This is a genomic window from Micromonospora thermarum, assembly GCF_012034245.1.
In the GTDB taxonomy this organism is placed as follows: Bacteria; Actinomycetota; Actinomycetes; order Mycobacteriales; family Micromonosporaceae; genus Micromonospora; species Micromonospora thermarum.
Genome location: NZ_JAATEO010000001.1, coordinates 35,148 through 54,592 on the forward strand (window position 1 = coordinate 35,148; position 19,445 = coordinate 54,592).

Sequence of the window (19,445 nt, forward strand, 5' to 3'; positions counted from 1 at the left end):
ATCCTTACCCGTCGATCCGCGGCCCAACCCTGTCGCGGCCGGCCGATCCGGCACTCAGCCGGCGCCGACCATCCGGCTGGCCGCCCAGACCCGCATGATGTCCCGCACCGAGATCACCCCGGCGACCTCGCGGCCGTCGAGCACCACCAGGTGCCGGAAGCCACCGCGGGCCATCGCCGCGGCCGCCTCCTCGACCGTCCACTCCGGCCCCGCGTAGACCACGTCCCACGTCAGGTGGGCCCCGGTCCGCTCGACGTCGCAGTCCAGACCTGCCCCGATCGCGTTGAGCACATCCCGTTCGGTCATGATCCCGATCCCCTCGGAGTCCGGATCGATCACGACCGCCGACCCGATTCCACGGGCCGACATCATCTGCGCCGCCTGGCGGAGCGTGTGCTCCGGCCCGACCACGAGAACCTGGCTGGACATCGCTTCCCGAACCTGCATCACGCATCACCCCTGTGGGACGGTGGCACCCGGTACGGAACATGGTGCGCCGGGTGTGTTTCCGGGACAAGACCAGACATCGCCGCGGCCCTGGGCGGCTCGCTACTGTCGAGGCGTGTCCACCGAGCCCCTGCGCTGCGCGGGCGCGCTGATCGTCGACGACGACGGCCGCCTCTTCGTCCAGCGGCGATCCCCCGACCGACGCCTTTTTCCCAACTGCTGGGACATCGTGGGCGGTCACCTGGAACCGGGCGAGGAGATCGAGGACGCCCTGCGCCGGGAGGTGACCGAGGAGACCGGCTGGACGGTCGCGTACGTGCTCGGCCTGGTCGGCGAGTACCGGTACGTGGCCGACGACGGGCTGGAGCGGATCGAGAGCGACTGGCTCGTCCGGGTCGACGGCGACCTCGCCCGGCCGACGCTGGAGGCGGGCAAGCACACCGAGTACCGCTGGCTCGCCGAGCAGGACCTCGACCTGCTCGACGAGCACCGGGACGTCAACGACGGCCTGATCCGCCGGATCGCGGAGGACGCCTTCGCCCTGCTCCGCACGATCGGTTCGTGAACGACACCGTCGACCTGGCGCCGCACCGGTTCGCCGGGCTGGTGGCCCCTGCGGTCGAGCGGACGTTCGTCGCCGGCATGCGCGCCGGCCGGGACGCCGGCGGCGCCGAGGTCAGCCGGCGGTACGGCGGGCCGGCGGCCACCGGCTTCCTGGTGGATCTGCGCACCCGGCTCGCCGTGCCGGGCGGCACCGTCGAGGCGGCCGGCTTCACGGCGGTCACCCGGTACCGGGACCCGGCCGCCTGCCGGCGGGCGCTGGACCGGCACGTCGCACACGGGCTGGTCCACCGCGGGGCGGACGGCGCGATCACCGCGACGGAGCGGGGGCTGGCCTTCCTCGACGAGCTGTGGCAGGTGCACGCGCGGGCGACCGGGGAGCTGTGGGCCGGGCACGCCGACCGGGTCCTTCGGCTGGTCGAGGCGCTCGGCCGGGTGCTCGCGTACGCCCTCGTGCTGGCCGAGGACGACGGCGACCCGGCGGCGGACGGCGCGTTCCTGGCCATGGCGCCGCCCCACGAGCCGGACGGCACGCCACCCGGTGTGCTGCTGCTCAACCGGCTCGGCACGCTGCGCTACCACCGCGCCGACGCGCACGCGGCCGCGTGGACGGCCGCCGGGCACACCGCCACCAGCATCGTCCAGCTGGCGTCGGGGCCGGAGCGCCTCGCCATCGAACTGGAGACCGACCGCCGGGCGGCCGGGCCGTACGTGGTGCTGACCGCCGAGGAGCGGCTGACGATGCTCGCCGACCTGGCGGCCCTGCCCGGCTAGGGCCGCTGCCGAAGTCCCCGGCCGAGCCGAGGCGGAGTCCAGGCCGGCGGTCCCGGCCGGCGGCGCTATCCTCCTCCGGTGAACGCCAGACGAACGGGACATGATGCCGGCATGGTCGGAATGGTGCTGGCAGCTGGTGCCGGGCGGCGGCTGCGCCCGTACACCGACACGCTGCCGAAGGCGCTGGTGCCGGTGGACGGGGACACCACCATCCTCGACATCGCGCTGCGCAACCTCGCCGAGGTCGGGCTCACCGAGATCGTCGTCGTGGTCGGCTACGCCGCCGGCGCGGTCCAGGAGCGGCAGGCCGACCTGGAGAAGAGGTACGGCGTCACGATCACCCTCGTGCACAACGACAAGGCCGAGGAGTGGAACAACGCGTACTCCCTGTGGCTGGCCCGGGAGTGGTTCGCGCGGGGCGTCCTGCTGGTCAACGGCGACACGGTCCACCCGGTGAGCGTGGAGAAGACCCTGCTGGCCGAGCGCGGTCCGGGCGTCCTCCTGGCGATCGACACGATCAAGACGCTGGCCGAGGAGGAGATGAAGACGACCTTCGACGTCGCCGGCCAGCTCACTCGGATCACGAAGCTGATGGACCCGGGCGAGGCGTACGGGGAGTACATCGGTGCGACGCTGATCGAGCCGCACGTCGCCGACGCGCTGGCCGACGCCCTGGAGACGACCTGGCGGCGGGACCCGAACCTCTACTACGAGGACGGCTACCAGGAGTTCGCCGACCGGGGTGGCGAGGTGCGCGCGGCGCCGATCGGCGACGTCTCCTGGGTCGAGGTCGACAACCACGACGACCTGGCCCGCGCCCGGGAGATCGCGTGCCGCTACTAGCCCGTAGCGTGCTGACCCCGCTGCACATCGACGTGCGCCGGGGCGCGGTGGCGGATCTCGGCACGATCCTCGCCGACGGGCGCATCTCCTCCGGCGGCGACGTCGCCGTCGTGGTGGGGCCGGGACAGGGCGAGACGGTGGCCGGCCTGGTCCGCCCGTCGCTGCGGTCGGCTGACGTGTTCACCGTCGCCGGAGGCAGCCTGGACGCCGCCGACGAGCTGGGCAGCAAGCTCCGCAACCGGTCCTACGACGCGGTGGTCGCCATCGGCGGCGGCAAGACGATCGACGTGGCGAAGTACGCGGCCACCCGTCGCGGCCTGCCGATGGTCTCGGTGGCGACGAGCCTCGCCAACGACGGGATCGCCTCGCCGGTGGCCAGCCTGATCACCGAGGGGATCAAGGGCTCCTACGGGGTGCACATCCCGATCGCGGTGATCGTGGACCTGGATTTCGTGGAGGCCGGGCCGGAGCGGCACAACCGGGCCGGAATCGGCGACGTGGTCAGCAACATCAGCGCGCTGGCGGACTGGGAGCTGGCCCGGCAGGTGCGCGGTGAGCCGGTCGACGGGCTGGCGGCCTCGCTGGCCCGGGCGGGTGCCGAGGCGGTGCTCAACCACCCGGGCGACATGTCCGACGACGCCTTCGTCACCGTGCTGGCCGAGGCGCTCATCTCCAGCGGCCTGGCGATGGCGGTGTGCGGCACCAGCCGACCGTCCAGCGGCGGCTGCCACGAGATCATGCACGCCGTCGACGCGCTCTACCCGGGCACCGCCTCGCACGGCGAGCTGGCGGGGCTCGGCGCGCTTTTCTGCACCTTCCTGCGGGGCGACGAGCGGCGCTTCGTCGAGATGTCGGCCTGCCTGGCCCGGCACGGCCTGCCCCGGCTCCCCGCCGACGTCGAACTGACCGACGAGCAGTTCGTCGAGGCGGTCCTCTTCGCCCCGCGGACCCGCCCGGACCGCTACACGATCCTCGAGCACCTCGCCCTGTCCGCCGACGACGTCCGGAACCGGTTGGGAGACTACGTTGACGCCCTCCGTGATCACCTTGGCTGAGCAGTCCCGGCCGACGGTTGCCGACTTCTACCGGACCAACCGGGGCGGAGGGCTGTTCAGCGAGTCGGTCAGCCAGTGGATCGGCGCGACGTTCGCCGTCGTCGCCCACCGGCTCGGGCTCCGGCCCACCGCGCTGACGATCACCAACCTGGTGCTCGGGCTGAGCACCTCGGTGGCGGTCGTGGCGCTCGCCGAGCCGGTCGCCGACGGCCGCGTACCGGCCTGGCTGGTCGGGGTGCTGGCGCTGGTCGGCTGGCAGGTCGCGTACGCCCTGGACTGCGCCGACGGGCAGCTCGCCCGGGTCACCGGCCAGGGCAGCGCCGCCGGGGCCCGAGTCGACGTGCTCTGCGACGTGGCGGCCCAGATCGCCCTGGTCGCGGCGCTCACCGCGACCACCGTGGCGCAGACGCCGTCGACGCCGACCTGGCTGATCGCGGCGTTCGCCGGGACCTGGATGGTCAACCTGGTGACGTCGGTGATGCAGTCCGGCCCGAACGCGGCGAGCATGGTCACATCGACGTCGCTGCCCGTACGCCTGGTGAAGCTGGTCCGCGACTACGGTGCGGTGATCTTCGTGGCCGGGCTGGTGCTGCTGTTCGCGCCCGCGCTCACCCTCTGGGTGGTGGTCGCGTTCACGGTCGTCAACGGCGGCTTCCTGCTGGCCAGCATCGCCTTCTCCGCCCGCGCCAGCCTCCGCTAGGGCTGCACCTGGCCGCCGACCGCCGCGGCCGGCCGATCACCCGGCACACGACCCCCGGCCAGCGCGCCGACTGCACCGGCTTCACGCAGGTCATGGCCGCGATCCGGATCCGACGGAGGGTCGGGCGGCCGCGGACCCGGCCCGGGCACGTGCTGGCTGACAAGGGCCGTCGATGCGCCCTTCGAGCCCGAGGGGCCGAAACCGAGCCGACCGCAAGCCCGTGACCAGCACAGACCCGCCGACGATCACGCCCGTGTGTCCACGAATTGCGGAACTCGGGCTTTCGGTTGAACCGGTTGGCCGGTTGCACCGTTGTCCCAACGTCCACTGTCCTCAGTTGTCGGCCGGCGCGCTGGCCAGCTTCGACGTACCGAGGAAGCTTCGACGCACAAGGAAGCTTCGACGCAGCGAGGAAGGCTATGACCAAACTCACGCTCGATCTGCACCCGATCTTTCAGAGTGATCGCGACATCGACCGCACCCTGCGCGAAATCATGTTCGAGGCGGTGCGCACGAAGGCCGAGCTCGTCGAGATCATCCCGGGCAAGGGCCGCGGGCAGCTCAGGCGGCGCGTGTTGGGCTTCCTCGCCCAGCGGCACATTCGCCGGCTGTACGACCGAGTCGAGACCGACCCCGACAACAGTGGCGTCATCTACGTCCGGTTCAGCCGCCACGCCTGAACCCCTTGTTCACCAGGCTCTAAGGAGGCCATAGATCGTGACCGTTCCAGCATCGTCTCAGCTTGCGGGGAGCGACGGATCAACACCCGATGGCGACCAGTTGGCCGAAGAAGGCGGCCGCGTTGTTGAGCCTGTCTCGGCCAATGCTGCAGGAGTGGTTCTTACGCCTGCGGCGGTCCGCAAGGTTTGGGAGCTGCTCGAGCAGGAGGGGCGGAGTGGTCTGCGGCTGCGTCTCGCGGTCCAGCCTGGCGGCTGTTCCGGCATGCGGTACCAGTTGTTCTTCGACGACCGGCTTCTTGACCGTGACCAGCGCTTCGTGTTTCCCGTAAACCCGGAACCTGCTCACACGGATGACGCCGGCACTGATAGCGGATACGAAAGCGGGAACGATGAGTGACGTGACCCAGCTGAGTCAGCAGAAGGTTCCTGGTGTGGGGGATCCCGTGGTCGAGGTGGTGATCGACAGGATGAGCCTGCCGTACCTGGCGAACGCGACGATCGACTACGTGGACACCATCGCGCAGCAGGGCTTCACCATCGACAATCCCAATGCTGCCGGTGCCTGCGCATGTGGGGATTCCTTCCACTGACGATGGGTACTCCGACAACGGTGCCGATCGGCTGGTTCGCCGCGGAACAGGCCGCCCAGGATCTCATCGCGCACGTCGATGATGAGCTGGCAGTAGCGACGTTCGAGTACCGAGCTACCAGCGACGTCCTCGCACTCACCTGGTCCCTGGCGGAAATAGCGACCCCCTCAGCCGCTGATCCCGTCAGGTCGATTCGGCAGCTGCACGCGCATCTGACGAATGAGCGGCACTGGCGGGCGTGGTGCCATGCTCGGCTTTTGCGTCCACCTGCCGCACTCACACACGCCGACCTGCGACTGGCCAGCCAGGCCTGGAGCCGGTTGGTCAGACGGGGACTGCTTGCGGGCTTCACGGTATCCGGCGTGACAGCTGAGGTCTCCTCCTCGACAGCATGCTGCATCGGGCTGCATCATGCCCGACGTCTCCTTGACGCCTACTAGCCCGGGGTCGGAGCTGATCCTCCGACCCCTAGCCCCTGCGGGCGATCGACGCGTAGACGTCGATGAGGCGCTTGGTGACCACGTCCGGGTGGAAGGTGCGCTCGTAACGGGCGCGGGCGGCGGGCGCCAGCCCGGCGGCACCGGCGGCGGCCACCGGCAGGGCGGCCGCGAGGGCGGCCGGCTCCGGCGGCACCACCCAGCCCGCCTCCCCGGCAACGATTCCGGCCGGCACGGCGGCGGCCGAGGCCGGCGGCGGGGAGCCCGGCCCCGTCGCCGGGGCGGCGGCCGAGGCGGACGCGGCCGGGCCGGTGCCGGCCGGCTCCCGCGGGGTGTCCGCGCCGACCAGGTACGGGATGCCGCCGAGGGCGGTGCCGAGCACCGGACGACCGGCGGCCAGCGCCTCGATGATCACGGTGGGCAGGACGTCGTGCCAGGTGGAGGTGGCCAGCACGACCGCGCTGGACTCGATCGCGGCACGGACCCCGGCCCGGTCCAGCGGGCCGAGGAAGGTCACGTCCGCCCGCTCCGCGGCGGCGGCCTCGACGAGCGGCCGCAGCTCTCCGTCACCGGCGATCCGCAGCGGCCCCAGCGCGCCGTCCGGGTGCCGGCGCCAGGCGTCGACCAGCAGGTCGAGCCCCTTCTCGGGGGAGAGCCGGCCGAGGAAGAGGAAGCCGGTGCCGAGCGGGGCCGGCGCCCCCGGGTCGGGGATCGCATTCGGCTTCACCACGATCCGTTCGTCCGGAATGCCGTAGTCGCGCAGGTGGTCGGCGACCGCCGTGGTCAGTGCGATGAAGCGGTCCACCGACCGCCAGGTGCCCCGGTGCACCGCCAGCGTCGTCGCCATCAGCGCACTCTGCGCCCGCGAGCCCCGGTAGCAGCGGTGCACGACGGCGGGCACGCCCAGCGCGCGGCCCCGGCAGTCCTGGCAGATCATGCCGTCCCGGAAGTACAGGCCGGAGGAGCAGACCTGCCGGTAGTTGTGCACCGTCTGCACCACCGGCACCCCGTGCCGGTGGGCCGTCCGCACCACCCAGGGCGAGAGCAGGGGGTACGGGTTGTGCAGGTGCAGCACGTCCGGCCGCTGCTCGGTGAGCAGGCGGCTCAGCTCCTGCTGGGCCTTGGGGGCGTAGATCGGGGAGATCGGCAGCAGCGCCTTGGCGGCCCGGGACATCGACGGGATCTCGTCGGAGCTGCGCAGGAACGGCAGCACCTCGACCCCGGCCGCGGTCAGCTGGGCGATCTCCGCGTCGACGATCGTGTTCTCGCCGGACGGCTGGGCCTCCCGGTACCGGTTGTGCGCCACCACGATTTTCATGAGATTGGAGGCTACCGTTGGCGGGTGCCCGAACTACCGGAGGTTGAGGCGCTCGCGGAGTACCTGCGCCAGCGCGCGGTGGGCCGGCGTGTCGACCGCCTGGAGGTCGCCGCGATCAGCGCCCTGAAGACGTACGACCCGGCACCCACGGCCGCCGCCGGGCAGGTGGTGACCGACGCGCGCCGCCACGGCAAGTTCCTCGACGTGGTGCTCGGCGACGACCTGCACGTGGTGGTCCATCTCGCCCGGGCGGGCTGGCTGCACTACCGGGAGGCGTTCCCGTCGAGCGCACCGCTGCGCCCCGGAAAGGGCCCGGTCGCGCTGCGGGTACGCCTCGACGACGGCTCGGGGTTCGACCTGACCGAGGCCGGCACCCAGAAGAGCCTCGCCGTGTACCTGGTGACCGATCCGGCGGCGGTGCCCGGCGTGGCCCGCCTCGGCCCCGACGCCCTGGCCGTCGACCCGGCCACCTTCGCCGACCGCATCCGCAGCCGGAAGGGCCAGGTCAAGGGGGTGCTCACCGACCAGACGGTGCTGGCCGGGGTGGGCAACGCGTACTCCGACGAGATCCTGCACGCGGCGAGGCTGTCGCCGTTCGCGCTGACCAACCGGCTCACCGACGAGCAGCTCGCCACCCTGCACGCCGCGACCCGGGACGTGCTCGGCGACGCGGTGGCCCGGTCGGTGGGCCAGCGGGCGGCGGAGCTGAAGGGCGAGAAGCGTTCCGGGCTGAAGGTGCACGCCCGCACCGGGCTGCCGTGCCCGGTCTGCGGCGACACCGTCCGGGAGGTGTCGTTCGCCGACTCGAGCCTCCAGTACTGCCCGACCTGTCAGACGGGCGGCAAGCCGCTCGCGGACCGTCGGTTGTCCCGGTTGGTACGGTGAGTGACAACCCTCACCGACTACGGAGAGGAATCGGCAGCCGCGCGACGAACGTCCGGGTCGCGTCTCTACTCCGGCCCTCATCCATCGGTATAGTGGCTCGGTCCCCGGCTTCTGAAATGGTCCGGAGCCGGCCAGATGCCACGCGGTTCGTCCCGACGCCACGCCCCTCGGGTCAGCGTCCGGGTGCGGTGACCGCGTGGGAGACTGGGACGGTGGGCGACGTGGACCCCTCACGCCGAGTGAGCGGCTCACGTCATGCGGGAGGACATGGGTGAGGTGACGACAAGCCTCCAGCGCCCGGTATCCAACGAAGGGCCGAGCAAACTCGTGCGGCACGTCGACAGCTTCGAGATCCAGCCGCCGACACCGCCGTCCACCAACGGCGTACCCCGGTCGGCGTGGGCGCGGGCCCGGCGGCGGGTCTCCCGCTGGCACCGCCCGTACACCGCGATCCTGCTGCTGCTGGACTTCGCCGCCGCGGCGTTCGCCAGCTTCACCGCGATCCGCACCTTCGACCAGGCCCGGGCCGGCTTCTACCAGGCCCACGACGATCCGACCTGGTTCTACACGGTGGCCTTCGGCCTGCTTCCGCTCGGCTGGGTGGTCATCCTCTGGTTCAACCGGTCGTACGACCGGCGCTACCTGGGCCTCGGGCCGGACGAGTACAAGCGGGTGATCCGCGGCGGCGTGGCGGTCTGCGCGACCGTCTCCTTCCTGGCGTTCGCCACCAAGACCGACCTGTCCCGGTTCACCGTCGGCACCGCGCTGCTCCTCGCGCTGCTGCTGATCCTGCTGGGCCGCATCCTGGCCCGGTTCGTGCTGCACGTCGTCCGGCGCAACGTCGGCCAGGCCGGGCACCGGATGGTGCTGGTGGGCACCCTGCCGGAGTGCCTGGAGGTCTACCGGTCGGTCACCCGCAGCCCGGCCGCCGGCCTGGTGCCGGTCGCGATCCACATCACCGACGGGTACGCGGCGGCCCGGGGCGTGGAGACGCCGGTCCCGATCTACGCGGGGCGGGACGTCCTCGCCCTGGTCCGCGAGGTCGGCGGCGACACGATCGCCGTCTGCGGGTCGGCCAGCGCCGAGCCGGGTGAGCTGCGCCGCCTGGCCTGGCAACTGGAGGGCTCGGGCGTCGACCTGGTCGTGGCCCCGCAGCTGACCGACATCGCCGGCCCCCGGGTGCACATCCGGCCGATCGAGGGCCTGCCGCTGCTGCACGTGGAGGAGCCGACCCTCTCCGGCCCGGCGCTGCTGGCGAAGAACCTGCTGGACCGGGTGGCCGCCGGGCTCGGCCTGCTGCTGCTGGCGCCGATCTTCCTCGCGATCGCCGTCGCGATCCGGATCTCCGACCCGGGTCCGGTCTTCTTCCGGCAGCCCCGCGTCGGCCACGAGGGGCGGACCTTCCGGGTCTGGAAGTTCCGCACCATGTACGTCGACGCCGAGGACCGGCTGGCCGGCCTGGTCGACCAGAACGAGACCGACGGCATGCTCTTCAAGATCAAGCAGGATCCCCGGGTGTTCCCCGTGGGTCGGTTCCTGCGCGCGTCGTCGCTGGACGAGCTGCCTCAGTTGATCAACGTGCTGAAGGGCGAGATGTCGCTGGTCGGGCCGCGCCCGCTGCCCGCCGACGACGGTGACTTCCTCGGCGACGTCCGGCGGCGGCTGCTGGTCAAGCCCGGTATGACCGGTCTGTGGCAGGTCTCCGGCCGCTCCGACCTGTCCTGGGACGAGGCGGTCCGGCTGGACCTCTACTACGTCGACAACTGGTCGCTGGCGTACGACCTGAGCATCCTGTGGCGGACGGTCGGGGTGGTGCTCGCCCGCAAGGGCGCGTACTGACACCCTTGGCGCGCTGCCCCCTTGGCGGGGCGGCCCGCACGGGCAAGGATCGCTGCGTGGGTGGCAACCTCTCCGCCGTCGTCGGCGTCGTCTCGCTGGTCACCGCGCTGGCCGCGGCCCTGTTCGCGGTGGTACGCCTGCGCGGGCGCCGGGGGATCGCCACCGCCACCCAGCGGGCCACGTACGAGGTGCTGCACACCGCCGGGCTGGCGGCCGAGCCGCTGCGCGCCGGGCTCACCACCGCGAACGCGGCGAAGGCGGCACGCCATCTGCGGGCCCTGGTCGGTGCGGTGGGCCTGGCGCTGACCGACGCCGACGGGCTGCTCGCCCTCGACGGCCGCGGCGCGCACCACGAGGCCCAGCTGGTCGGGGCGGCCCGGCGGGCGGTGGCGGCCGGCCGGTCGACCGTGCTCGGGGAGGCGGAGCTGCACTGTGACCGGGTGGACTGCCCGGTCCGGGGAGCGGTGGTCGCCCCGCTGACGGGGGTGGACGGGCGGGTCGTCGGGGCGCTCCTCGCCGTCGCCGACGGCGCACCCGCACCCGGCCTGGTGCAGGCGACGCTGGAGACCGCGCACTGGGCCGGCAACCAGCTCGCCCTGGCCGAGCTCGACTCGTCGCGGGAACGGCTCGCCCGGGCCGAGGTCCGCGCGCTGCGGGCGCAGATCAGCCCGCACTTCATCTACAACGCGCTGACCGCCATCGGCTCGTTCGTCCGGACCGACCCCGATCGGGCCCGGGAGCTGATCCTGGAGTTCGCCGAGTTCACCCGCTACTCGTTCCGGGCGCACGGCGAGTTCACGACGCTGGCCAAGGAGCTGCGGTCGATCGACCGCTACCTGACCATCGAGCGGGCCCGGTTCGGCGACCGGCTCCAGGTGCGGCTCCAGATCGCGCCGGAGGTCCTGCCGGTGACGCTGCCCTTCCTCTGCCTCCAGCCGCTGGTCGAGAACGCGGTGCGCCACGGGTTGTCCCGGAAGCCCGGCACGGGCATGGTGAGCATCGAGGCCCGCGACGCGGGCACCGAGTGCCACATCACGGTGGAGGACGACGGAGTGGGGATGGACCCGGCCGCGCTGACCGCCGGCATCGCCGAGCTGGCCGGCGCCAGCGGCGACCCCGGCGACGACCCGGGCGGCCACGTGGGCCTCTCCAACGTCGACGAGCGGCTCCGGTCGGTCTTCGGGGACGGCTTCGGCCTGGTGGTGGAGACCGGCCTCGGTTCCGGTACGAAGGTCAGCATGCGCGTGCCGAAGTTCCACCCGGGCGTACGGGCGGGCTCGTGAGCGGGTTCCTGCGGGTGCTGGCGGTGGACGACGAGCCGCCGGCGCTGGACGAGCTGGCGTACCACCTGCGGACCGACCCGCGGGTGGCCCGGCTGCACACCGCCGGGGACGCCACCGAGGCCCTGCGGGTGCTCCGCGACGACGACGTCGACGTGGTCTTCCTCGACATCCGGATGCCCGGTCTGGACGGCATGGAGCTGGCCCGGGTGCTGCGGCGCTTCGCCCGGCCTCCGGCGATCGTGTTCGTCACCGCGTACGACGACGGCGCGGTGGACGCGTTCGACCTGGGCGCCACCGACTACGTCCGCAAGCCGGTCCGCGCCGAGCGGCTGGCCGAGTCGCTGCGCCGGGTGATCGGATCACGGGTGGTGCCCACCCATCCGGCAGCGCTGGCGCGGGCCGAGGAGGACCCGACCATCCCGGTCGAGCTGGCCGGGACGACCCGCATGCTGCCCCGCTCGGCGGTGCGCTGGGTGGAGGCGCAGGGCGACTACGCGCGGCTGCACACCGCCGAGGGCTCGCACCTGGTCCGGGTGTCGCTGGCGACCCTGGCCGAGCGCTGGGCGGACGCCGGGTTCGTCCGGATCCACCGGTCCTACCTGGTGCAGTTGAAGCTCATCGCCGAGCTGCGGCTGGTCAACTCCGGCTACGTGGTGGTGGTCGACTCGACCGAGCTGCCGGTCAGCCGTCGGCACACCCGGGAGCTGAAGGACAAGCTGGTCCGGGCGGCCAAGCAGGACTGGAGCCGCTAACCGCTCACGACCATGGCAGCGATCGCCGCGACGAGCATCGCCGGCCCGTACGGGACGGGGGTCCGCCAGCCCGCGCGACGGGTGACCAGGAGGCCGGCGACGAGCGGCAGGTTCACCAGCGGGGCGAGCAGCACACCGGCCACGACGGCCGGCCACCCGAGCCAGCCGAGGTGGAACCCGAGGACGGCCCCGAGCTTCACGTCACCGAAGCCGAGTTGGGAGCGGGGCAGCAGGGCGAGCGTGAGGTAGCCGGCGGCACAGGCCAGCGCGGCGAGCGCACCGCGTACCAGTGCCGGGACGGCCTGGTCGGCGAGCGCCGCCACCACCAGGAGCGCCACCCCGCCGAGGAGGGCGGCGCCGACCAGCGGGTCGGGCAGCCGCAGCACCCGCAGGTCGACCAGCGCCAGCGGCACGGCGAGGGCGGCCAGCAGGAGGAACGCCGGCAGTGCCCAGGTCGGGCCGAGCGCGGCCGCGGCGACACCGCAGGCGAAGGCGGACAACGGGACGGTGACCCAGCGTCCCGGTACTACCCGCCGATCGCACCCGGGGCACCGGCCGGACGACCGCCACCAGGGCGGACTCGCCGTCGCGCACCGGGGGCAGGCGGTACGCCAGGGCGGCTTCGGGTGGCCGTCCGGCCACGTCACCGCGTACCGGTCGATCAGCCCGGGCAGCAGCATCCCCCAGCCGGCCCCGGCGACGGTGGCGGCGGCCACGAGGGGGAGCAGCACGGGCGGGATCGTATCGACGCTCACCGCCGGAGCGGGGTCCCGAAGGAAGAGATCGGTGGATCGGGAACAACCGGCCATCGTCGTACACTGTACGGTAGGCCGTACGAGACCGAGGAGGACGCGCGTGACCGAGACCCCCTTCGACCCCGGCGCCGAATTCGACCGCCAGGTGCACCGACTCGTGGAACTGGGCTATCCCGCGCTGGCCGGCCTGACCCCGGAGAGCTTCCGCGACCTGGCCGCCCCCTTGCGGGGGGCGGCGGTCGCCGGCGCGGCCAACCTCCCCGCCCCGACCGAGGGACGCGTGCCGTTCCTGCTGGTCGTGACCCGCGAGATGGTGCCCGTCGAGGCGCGCGTCGGGCTGACGACGCTCGCCGGCAAGAGCAAGCCCGGGATCGTCGACCGGCACTACGCCGAGGGCGACCTGGCCCGCTTCGATCCGATCAAGGAGCTGGAGGTGCCGGCCGGACCGGCGTACCTCCTGTTCGACGTCGACCGGGGCGAGGAGACCCTGAACCTCGCCCCCGCCTCCGCGATGGAGGTGATCACCGGCCAGGACCGGCTCCCGCTCACCATCGACGAGGGCCTCGCCTTCGTCACGCTGCACCCGCCGGCCCTGGCGAAGAACAAGTGCTTCTCCCTGGTCGGCTCCCGCTGCGGCGACAAGCGGGTGCCGGCGATCTGGATCAGCCAGGGCGCGCCGAAGCTGGGCTGGTGCTGGTGGGGCAACCCGCACACCTGGCTCGGCTCGGCCTCCGCCCACCCGGTCCGCGTCGGACTGGGGTGACCCCCGCCGGTGGGCCGGGCCCCGCGTGCCCGGCCCACCGGCGGCCCCCCATGACCGCAGGTCACCCGGGTCGGCGTCGACGTTATCCACAGGGGTGACGCGTTCTCCACAAGTTATCCACAGGGCTCCTGTGCACCGCTTGACATTCCTGCCGATCGGGCCAGACTGCCGGAGTGGCCGCTGCCGACGATCCCGTCCCGGCGCCCGGGGCGGGGACGGGGCCCGGGGCGCCGCCCCGGCGTGACGACCCCGGCCGGGTGCCGGTCCAGGCCGCCCGGCCGCCGGCGCGTACCCGGATCGTGCTGGCCGACGTGGCCCGGCGGGAGACGCGCGCCAACCGCACCCGCACCGAACTGGCCCAGCAGACCCGGGTCGGCGAGGCGCTGGTCCGGGGCCTGGTCCGCGCGCAGCTCTCCCTCGCGCTGCGGCTCTCGCTGGTGGTGGCGATCGGGCTCGGCGGGCTGCCGTGGCTGTTCGCCATCGCTCCCTCGGTCGGCCGGGTCACCGTGCTCGGGGTGAACCTGCCGTGGCTGCTGCTCGGGGTCGCCGCCTTCCCGTTCCTGGTCGCTGTCGGCTGGGCGTACGTGCGGCTGGCCGAGCGCAACGAGCAGGACTTCACCGACCTGGTCCAGCGGCCGGAGCGCTGACGTGGACAACGGGTACGTCGTCCCGGCGATCGTCGCGGTCACGCTGGTCACCGTCGGCATCGGCTTCTACGGCCTGCGTCTCGCCCGCACCACCTCGGACTTCCTGGTCGCGTCCCGGATGGTCAGCCCGACGTGGAACGCCGCCGCGATCGGCGGGGAGTACCTGTCGGCGGCGAGCTTCCTCGGCATCGCCGGCCTGATCCTCAAGTACGGCGTCGACGTGCTCTGGTACCCGGTCGGGTTCGCCGCCGGGTACCTGGCACTGCTGCTCTTCGTCGCCGCACCGCTGCGCCGCTCCGGCGCGTTCACCCTGCCCGACTTCTGCGAGCTGCGGCTCGGCTCCCGGTGGCTGCGTACGCTCGCCACCGTCTTCGTGATCTTCATCGGGTGGCTCTACCTCGTACCCCAGTTGCAGGGCGCCGGCTTGACGCTGGCCACGCTGGCCGGCTCGCCGTACCCCGTGGGTGCCCTCGTGGTGGCGGTGGTGGTCACGGCGAACGTGGCGCTCGGCGGCATGCGCGCCATCACCTTCGTGCAGGCGTTCCAGTACTGGCTGAAGCTGACCGCGCTCGCCGTACCCGCGATCTTCCTGGCGTTGCAGTGGCAGGCCGACGCCCGCCCGGCGGTGACCCCGCCCGACGGGCCGGCGTTCCGGACCGCGACCACCGTCGTGGTCGAGCATCCCGCGACGCTCACCCTCCCGGGCGGGACCACCCGGGAGGTACGCCCCGGCGACGAGCTGACGTTCGCGGCCGGTGACCCGGTGCCGGAGGTGTCCGGCGTGGCCACCGACGCGGCGGACTGGCTGCTGCCCAGCACCGCCGGGGACGACGACCAGGGGCTGTTCGCCACGTACTCGCTGATCCTGGCCACGTTCCTCGGCACCATGGGCCTGCCGCACGTACTGGTCCGCTTCTACACCAACCCCGACGGCGCCGCCGCCCGGCGCACGACCCTGGTCGTGCTGGCCCTGGTCGGCGCCTTCTACCTGCTCCCGACGATCTACGGCGTGCTCGGCCGGATCTACACCCCGCACCTGCTGGTCACCGGGCAGACCGACGCGGTGGTGGTCCTGCTGCCCGGCGCGGCGCTCGGCGACGGGACAACCGGGCGGCTGCTCGCCGCGCTGGTCGCCGCGGGGGCGTTCGCGGCGTTCCTCTCCACCTCCTCCGGGCTGCTCACCAGCGTCGCCGGGGTCATCTCGACCGACGTGCTGGGCCGGGGCTCGGTCCGCGGGTTCCGGCTGGCCACCGTGATCGCCGGGACGATCCCGGCGGTGCTCGCGCTCAACGTCTCCGGGCTGGACGTGTCACAGGTGGTGGGGCTGGCCTTCGCGGTCGCCGCGTCGAGCTTCTGCCCGCTGCTCGTGCTCGGCATCTGGTGGCGCGGGCTGACCGACCTGGGCGCCGCCGCCGGTGTGCTGGCCGGCGGCGGCGCCGCGGTCGGGGCGGTGCTGGTGACGGTGCTCGGGCCGCCGCTGTCCGGCTGGCCGGCCACGCTCACCGCGCAGCCGGCCGCCTGGACGGTGCCGCTCGCCTTCACCGTGATGGTGGCGGTGTCGGTGGCGACCCGCCACCGCGTCCCGGCCGCAATCGGCGCCACGATGCTCCGCCTGCACGCCCCCGAAGCCCTCCGCTTGCAAGGAAGGGCACCTTCTTAACGCCTGCGGTAGCGGGAGGGGCCCTTCTTAGCACTCTCAGCAGGCGTCGGTGCCGGCACAGAGCCGGCTCGCCGCCGCGCGCGCGTACGACCGCGCCTCGGCCCTGGTCGCACGGCCGTCCAGTCGGATCTGCGCCACCAGGTCGCCCCGACGGACGAGGAGCAGGCGGCCCGGCTCGCCCCCGACCACCGAGCCCACCAGCAGCGACTCGACTCCGCCCAATCCCTCCGCCAGGACGGTGAGCGAGTCGCCCGGACGGTTCGGGACGCAGGCCGCGACGAGCCGGCGCGCGTTGTCCATCACCGTGGCAGCGGCATCCCCCGAATGACGGGTCACGCGCTCGATGAGCACGTCGGTCTGCGAGTCGTACCGGACGTCTCGCCGGTCCACCTCGCCGACGAGCAGCGGGGGTGAGGTGTCGCGGCAGTGGCTCGCCACCGACTCCAGCGGCCAGTCGCCGCCCACGTCGCTCCTGAGGGACCGGAAATCTTCGGGCAGGTCGGCGAGTTGGAGCATCGCCGCGGCCGGAACCGACCGGGGCGGGGTGCCGGTGCTCGGCCGGGCGCCGGATTGCGGGCCGACGGCGTCGGATCGGCCGTCGGGCTGGGGGCCGCGCTCGGCTTCGCGGAGTCGGCCCTGGGCGCGAGCGGTGGCGCGGCGTCCGGACCGCCCGCCACGGCCGCCGCGCCGCCGACGACCGTGGCGACGGCGACGGCACTGGCGAGACCGGCGGCGATCCGGGTACGGCGGGCACGCTGCCGACTCTGCCGGCGCAGCTGCTCGGTGGGCTCCCGGAGCAGGTCGTCGAACGCCTCGAACCCGTCGTCCCCGTGCATACCTCGCCCCTTCCTCAAGTCCTGCCCTTCTTACGCGCGGAGCGCGGCGACGGTTGCACGACCAGGGCCTGTCCTGCCGACTGATGATCGGCGGGACAGCCCTACGTCCGAGGTATGACGGTGGATCATCCCTGCGCCGGAGCGCTCCACTGGTCACCGCCGGATACGGTCGGACGCATGACTGGTGAGCACCCCGCCCTCACGTTGCGTGCGCTGGTCAAGCGCTTCGACGACAAGGTGGCCGTGGCCGGCGTCGACCTCGACGTGCCGGCCGGCTCGTTCTACGGCCTGCTCGGCCCGAACGGTGCCGGGAAGACGACCACGCTGTCGATGGCGGTGGGCCTGCTCCGGCCGGACGCCGGGCGCGCCTGGGTGCTCGGGCAGGACGTCTGGGCCGACCCGGTCCGCGCGAAGCAGCTGCTCGGCGTCATGCCCGACGGCGTACGCCTCTTCGACCGGCTGAGCGGCGCGGAGCTGCTCGCGTACCACGGTCTGCTGCGTGGCATGGACCCGGCGGTGGTCGACCAGCGGGCGGCGGAGCTGCTGGACGTGCTCGCCCTCGGTGACGCCGGCCGGACGCTGGTGGTGGACTACTCGGCCGGCATGAAGAAGAAGATCGGTCTGGCCTGCGCGCTGCTGCACGGGCCCCGGCTGCTCGTGCTGGACGAGCCGTTCGAAGCGGTCGACCCGGTGTCGGCGGCGTTGATCCGGGACATCCTCCGGCGGTACGTCGCCGGAGGCGGGACGGTCGTGTTCTCCAGCCACGTGATGGAGGTGGTGGAGCGGCTCTGCTCGCACGTCGCGATCCTCGCCGCGGGCACCATCAAGCGGGTCGGCACGCTGGCCGAGGTTCGCGGGGACCGCTCGCTGGAGCAGGTATTCGTGGAGGTCGTCGGCGGGCGCACCGCGACCGGTGAGGAGCTGGCGTGGCTGTCGCAGTGACCGGCTCCGCCGCGTCGACCCGGCGGGTGTCCAGCCGGCACTTCGTCCGGCTCAAGCTGCGGGTGATGGGCAACAACTTCCGGGGCCAGGGCTGGCGGGTCGCCCTCTTCGTGGTCGGGTCGTTGGTCGGGCTCTGGTTCGCCGCGACCGGCTTCTTCCTCTTCGCCGCCCCCGGCCTTGCCGACGGCGACCGGTACGCGCTAATGGTCGCGGCGTTCGGCGGCGGGCTCATGGTGCTCGGCTGGCTGCTGCTGCCCCTGGTCTTCTTCGGCGTCGACGAGACGCTGGACCCGGCCCGCTTCGCGCTGCTGCCGCTGTCCCGCCGGACACTGGTCACCGGCCTGTTCGCGGCGGCGCTGGTGAGCGTCCCGGCGGTCGCCGTGCTGCTGGCGCTCTCCGGCCTGGTCGTCACCGCCGGTGCGCTCGGCGGGTGGTCGGCCGCCCTGGTGCAGGCCGTCGGGGTGGTGGCCGGCCTGCTGCTCTGCGTCGCCGCCGCCCGGGCGGTCACCAGCGCCTTCGCCACCATGCTGCGGTCCCGCCGGGTCCGTGACCTGGCGGCCGTCCTGCTGGCCGTGGCCGCCGCGCTGATCGGCCCGCTGCAACTGGCCGCGACCGCCGCGCTCCGCGACGCGGACTGGGACCAGTTCACCTCGGTGGCCACGGTGGTCGGCTGGACGCCGTTCGGCGCGCCGTGGACCGCGGGCATCGACGTCGCGCAGGGGCGGGTGTGGGCGGCGCCGGTGAAGCTGCTGATCACCGCGCTCGCCGTGGTGGCGCTGCTGGCCTGGTGGTCCCGCTCGCTGGAGTCGGCGATGGTCGGCGCGGCCAGCAGCGGCAAGGCCCCGACCCGGCCGGAGACGAGCGGCACCCCCGTCGCGCAGTTCTTCCCCCGCGCGCTCGGCTGGCTTCCACGGGACCGCTTCGGCGCGCTCGTGGCACGGGAGGTGCGGTACTGGTGGCGGGACGCCCGCCGGCGGGCGAACCTCGTCACCCTCGCCGTGGTCGGCCTGTTCGTGCCGGCCATGGTCAACCTGGGCGGCTCGAACGTCGTCGACGGCACCGGTGGCTTCGGCACTCCGGACACGTCCTCCCCGGTGCTGGTGAGCCTGTCGATGCTGTTCGTCGGCGTCCTCGCCGCGGTGACCCTGGCCAACCAGTTCGGCTTCGACGGCAGCGCGTACGCGGCGCACGTGGTCGCGGGCGTACCGGGGAAGGTGGAGCTGCGGGCCCGGATGGCGGCGTTCTCGGTCTACGTGCTGCCGCTGGTCGTGGTCATCTCCGTGGTGCTGGCGCTGATCCTGGGCGAGCCGGGCTGGATCGGGATGACGGCGGGCAGCCTGCTCGCCACGTACGGCGTCGGGCTGGCGGTCAACACGTTCCTGTCGGTGCTCGGGGCGTACTCGCTGCCCGAGACGAGCAACCCGTTCGCGCTCAACACCGGTGCCGGGGTGGCCCGCAGCTTCCTGACCCTGCTGTCGATGCTCGCCTCGGCGGCCGCCGCCGTCCCGATGGTCGTGGCCGCCGCGCTCCTCGGCGACGTGTGGCTCTGGCTGGCCCTGCCGGTCGGTGCGGCGTACGGGCTGGGCGCGGCGCTGCTCGGCGCGTACCTGGCCGGCGACGTGCTGGACCGCCGCCAACCCGAACTCCTGGCGATCGTGACGCCACGACGCTGACGCCG

The 19,445-nt window shown here is 73.1% G+C and carries 19 protein-coding genes and 1 pseudogene; 16 read left to right on the forward strand and 4 right to left on the reverse strand.

The annotated features are described in order from the left end of the window. Nucleotides 1-54 precede the first annotated feature (54 nt). Nucleotides 55-447 carry a CBS domain-containing protein gene (locus tag HCJ94_RS00180; protein WP_167998894.1) on the reverse strand — a complete coding sequence of 131 codons (393 nt, stop codon included), beginning with the start codon at nt 445-447 and terminating at the stop codon, nt 55-57. Between the two features lie 115 nt (nt 448-562). On the opposite strand from HCJ94_RS00180, the gene HCJ94_RS00185 reads away from it, so the two are divergent. The 7 genes and pseudogenes from HCJ94_RS00185 to HCJ94_RS31345 all read left to right on the forward strand — a co-directional run bounded on the left by HCJ94_RS00185 (nt 563) and on the right by HCJ94_RS31345 (nt 5,650). Then, a complete protein-coding gene (locus HCJ94_RS00185; RefSeq protein ID WP_309227090.1) occupies nt 563-1,012 on the forward strand; it encodes an NUDIX domain-containing protein in 450 nt (149 codons plus the stop codon). After that, on the forward strand, nt 1,009-1,782 hold the full coding sequence (locus HCJ94_RS00190; RefSeq protein ID WP_167998896.1) for a hypothetical protein: 774 nt from the start codon (nt 1,009-1,011) through the stop codon (nt 1,780-1,782). Before HCJ94_RS00185 ends, HCJ94_RS00190 begins: the two co-directional genes overlap by 4 nt. Nucleotides 1,783-1,893: 111 nt before the next feature. Further along, entirely contained in the window at nt 1,894-2,625 is a 732-nt protein-coding gene (locus tag HCJ94_RS00195; RefSeq protein ID WP_167998897.1) for a phosphocholine cytidylyltransferase family protein, read from the forward strand. Continuing rightward, nucleotides 2,613-3,680, forward strand: a complete 1,068-nt coding sequence (locus tag HCJ94_RS00200) for an iron-containing alcohol dehydrogenase family protein (RefSeq protein WP_167998898.1) — start codon at nt 2,613-2,615, stop codon at nt 3,678-3,680. Before HCJ94_RS00195 ends, HCJ94_RS00200 begins: the two co-directional genes overlap by 13 nt. After that, nucleotides 3,664-4,380 carry a CDP-alcohol phosphatidyltransferase family protein gene (locus HCJ94_RS00205; RefSeq protein WP_167998899.1) on the forward strand — a complete coding sequence of 239 codons (717 nt, stop codon included), beginning with the start codon at nt 3,664-3,666 and terminating at the stop codon, nt 4,378-4,380. The genes HCJ94_RS00200 and HCJ94_RS00205 overlap by 17 nt, the downstream gene beginning before the upstream one ends. A 419-nt stretch (nt 4,381-4,799) precedes the next feature. Beyond that, entirely contained in the window at nt 4,800-5,060 is a 261-nt protein-coding gene (locus tag HCJ94_RS00210) for a Smr/MutS family protein (protein WP_167998900.1), read from the forward strand. Between the two features lie 262 nt (nt 5,061-5,322). Beyond that, nucleotides 5,323-5,650, forward strand: a pseudogene (locus HCJ94_RS31345) (HesB/IscA family protein). 468 nt (nt 5,651-6,118) lie between these two features. On the opposite strand, the gene HCJ94_RS00225 reads toward HCJ94_RS31345, so the two are convergent. Continuing rightward, a complete protein-coding gene (locus HCJ94_RS00225; protein ID WP_167998901.1) occupies nt 6,119-7,405 on the reverse strand; it encodes a glycosyltransferase family 4 protein in 1,287 nt (428 codons plus the stop codon). Nucleotides 7,406-7,429: 24 nt separating this feature from the next. On the opposite strand from HCJ94_RS00225, the gene HCJ94_RS00230 reads away from it, so the two are divergent. The 4 genes from HCJ94_RS00230 to HCJ94_RS00245 all read left to right on the forward strand — a co-directional run bounded on the left by HCJ94_RS00230 (nt 7,430) and on the right by HCJ94_RS00245 (nt 12,164). Next, nucleotides 7,430-8,290 (forward strand): Fpg/Nei family DNA glycosylase, encoded by an 861-nt coding sequence (locus HCJ94_RS00230; protein WP_167998902.1) that lies wholly within the window; start codon nt 7,430-7,432, stop codon nt 8,288-8,290. 267 nt (nt 8,291-8,557) lie between these two features. Further along, nucleotides 8,558-10,129: a sugar transferase gene (locus HCJ94_RS00235; protein ID WP_167999157.1), complete on the forward strand. Its 1,572-nt coding sequence runs from the start codon at nt 8,558-8,560 to the stop codon at nt 10,127-10,129. A gap of 56 nt (nt 10,130-10,185) precedes the next feature. Further along, entirely contained in the window at nt 10,186-11,412 is a 1,227-nt protein-coding gene (locus tag HCJ94_RS00240; RefSeq protein WP_167998903.1) for a sensor histidine kinase, read from the forward strand. After that, the gene (locus tag HCJ94_RS00245; protein ID WP_167998904.1) at nt 11,409-12,164 is read left to right on the forward strand and encodes a LytR/AlgR family response regulator transcription factor; all 756 of its coding nucleotides are present in this window, start codon (nt 11,409-11,411) and stop codon (nt 12,162-12,164) included. The genes HCJ94_RS00240 and HCJ94_RS00245 overlap by 4 nt, the downstream gene beginning before the upstream one ends. On the opposite strand, the gene HCJ94_RS00250 is transcribed toward HCJ94_RS00245, so the two are convergent. Further along, a complete protein-coding gene (locus tag HCJ94_RS00250; RefSeq protein WP_309227091.1) occupies nt 12,161-12,895 on the reverse strand; it encodes a prepilin peptidase in 735 nt (244 codons plus the stop codon). The genes HCJ94_RS00245 and HCJ94_RS00250 overlap by 4 nt on opposite strands. A 124-nt stretch (nt 12,896-13,019) precedes the next feature. Here HCJ94_RS00250 and HCJ94_RS00255 point away from each other — a divergent pair, with 124 nt between their 5' ends. The 3 genes from HCJ94_RS00255 to HCJ94_RS00265 all read left to right on the forward strand — a co-directional run bounded on the left by HCJ94_RS00255 (nt 13,020) and on the right by HCJ94_RS00265 (nt 15,989). Continuing rightward, a complete protein-coding gene (locus HCJ94_RS00255) occupies nt 13,020-13,682 on the forward strand; it encodes a DUF5701 family protein (protein WP_167998906.1) in 663 nt (220 codons plus the stop codon). A 257-nt stretch (nt 13,683-13,939) separates the two neighbouring features. Then, complete coding sequence (locus tag HCJ94_RS00260; RefSeq protein WP_167999158.1) at nt 13,940-14,329, forward strand: DUF485 domain-containing protein; 390 nt, start codon at nt 13,940-13,942, stop codon at nt 14,327-14,329. Nucleotide 14,330: 1 nt separating this feature from the next. Continuing rightward, nucleotides 14,331-15,989, forward strand: a complete 1,659-nt coding sequence (locus HCJ94_RS00265) for a sodium/solute symporter (protein ID WP_167998907.1) — start codon at nt 14,331-14,333, stop codon at nt 15,987-15,989. 36 nt (nt 15,990-16,025) lie between these two features. Here the strand turns inward: HCJ94_RS00265 and HCJ94_RS00270 are convergent, their stop codons facing one another. Then, on the reverse strand, nt 16,026-16,454 hold the full coding sequence (locus HCJ94_RS00270) for a hypothetical protein (RefSeq protein WP_309227092.1): 429 nt from the start codon (nt 16,452-16,454) through the stop codon (nt 16,026-16,028). Nucleotides 16,455-17,002: 548 nt separating this feature from the next. Here HCJ94_RS00270 and HCJ94_RS00275 point away from each other — a divergent pair. Further along, nucleotides 17,003-17,767, forward strand: coding sequence for an ABC transporter ATP-binding protein (locus HCJ94_RS00275; RefSeq protein WP_167998909.1), 765 nt, complete (start codon nt 17,003-17,005; stop codon nt 17,765-17,767). Continuing rightward, complete coding sequence (locus tag HCJ94_RS00280; RefSeq protein WP_167998910.1) at nt 17,752-19,440, forward strand: ABC transporter permease; 1,689 nt, start codon at nt 17,752-17,754, stop codon at nt 19,438-19,440. Before HCJ94_RS00275 ends, HCJ94_RS00280 begins: the two co-directional genes overlap by 16 nt. The last annotated feature ends 5 nt before the right edge of the window (nt 19,441-19,445 follow it).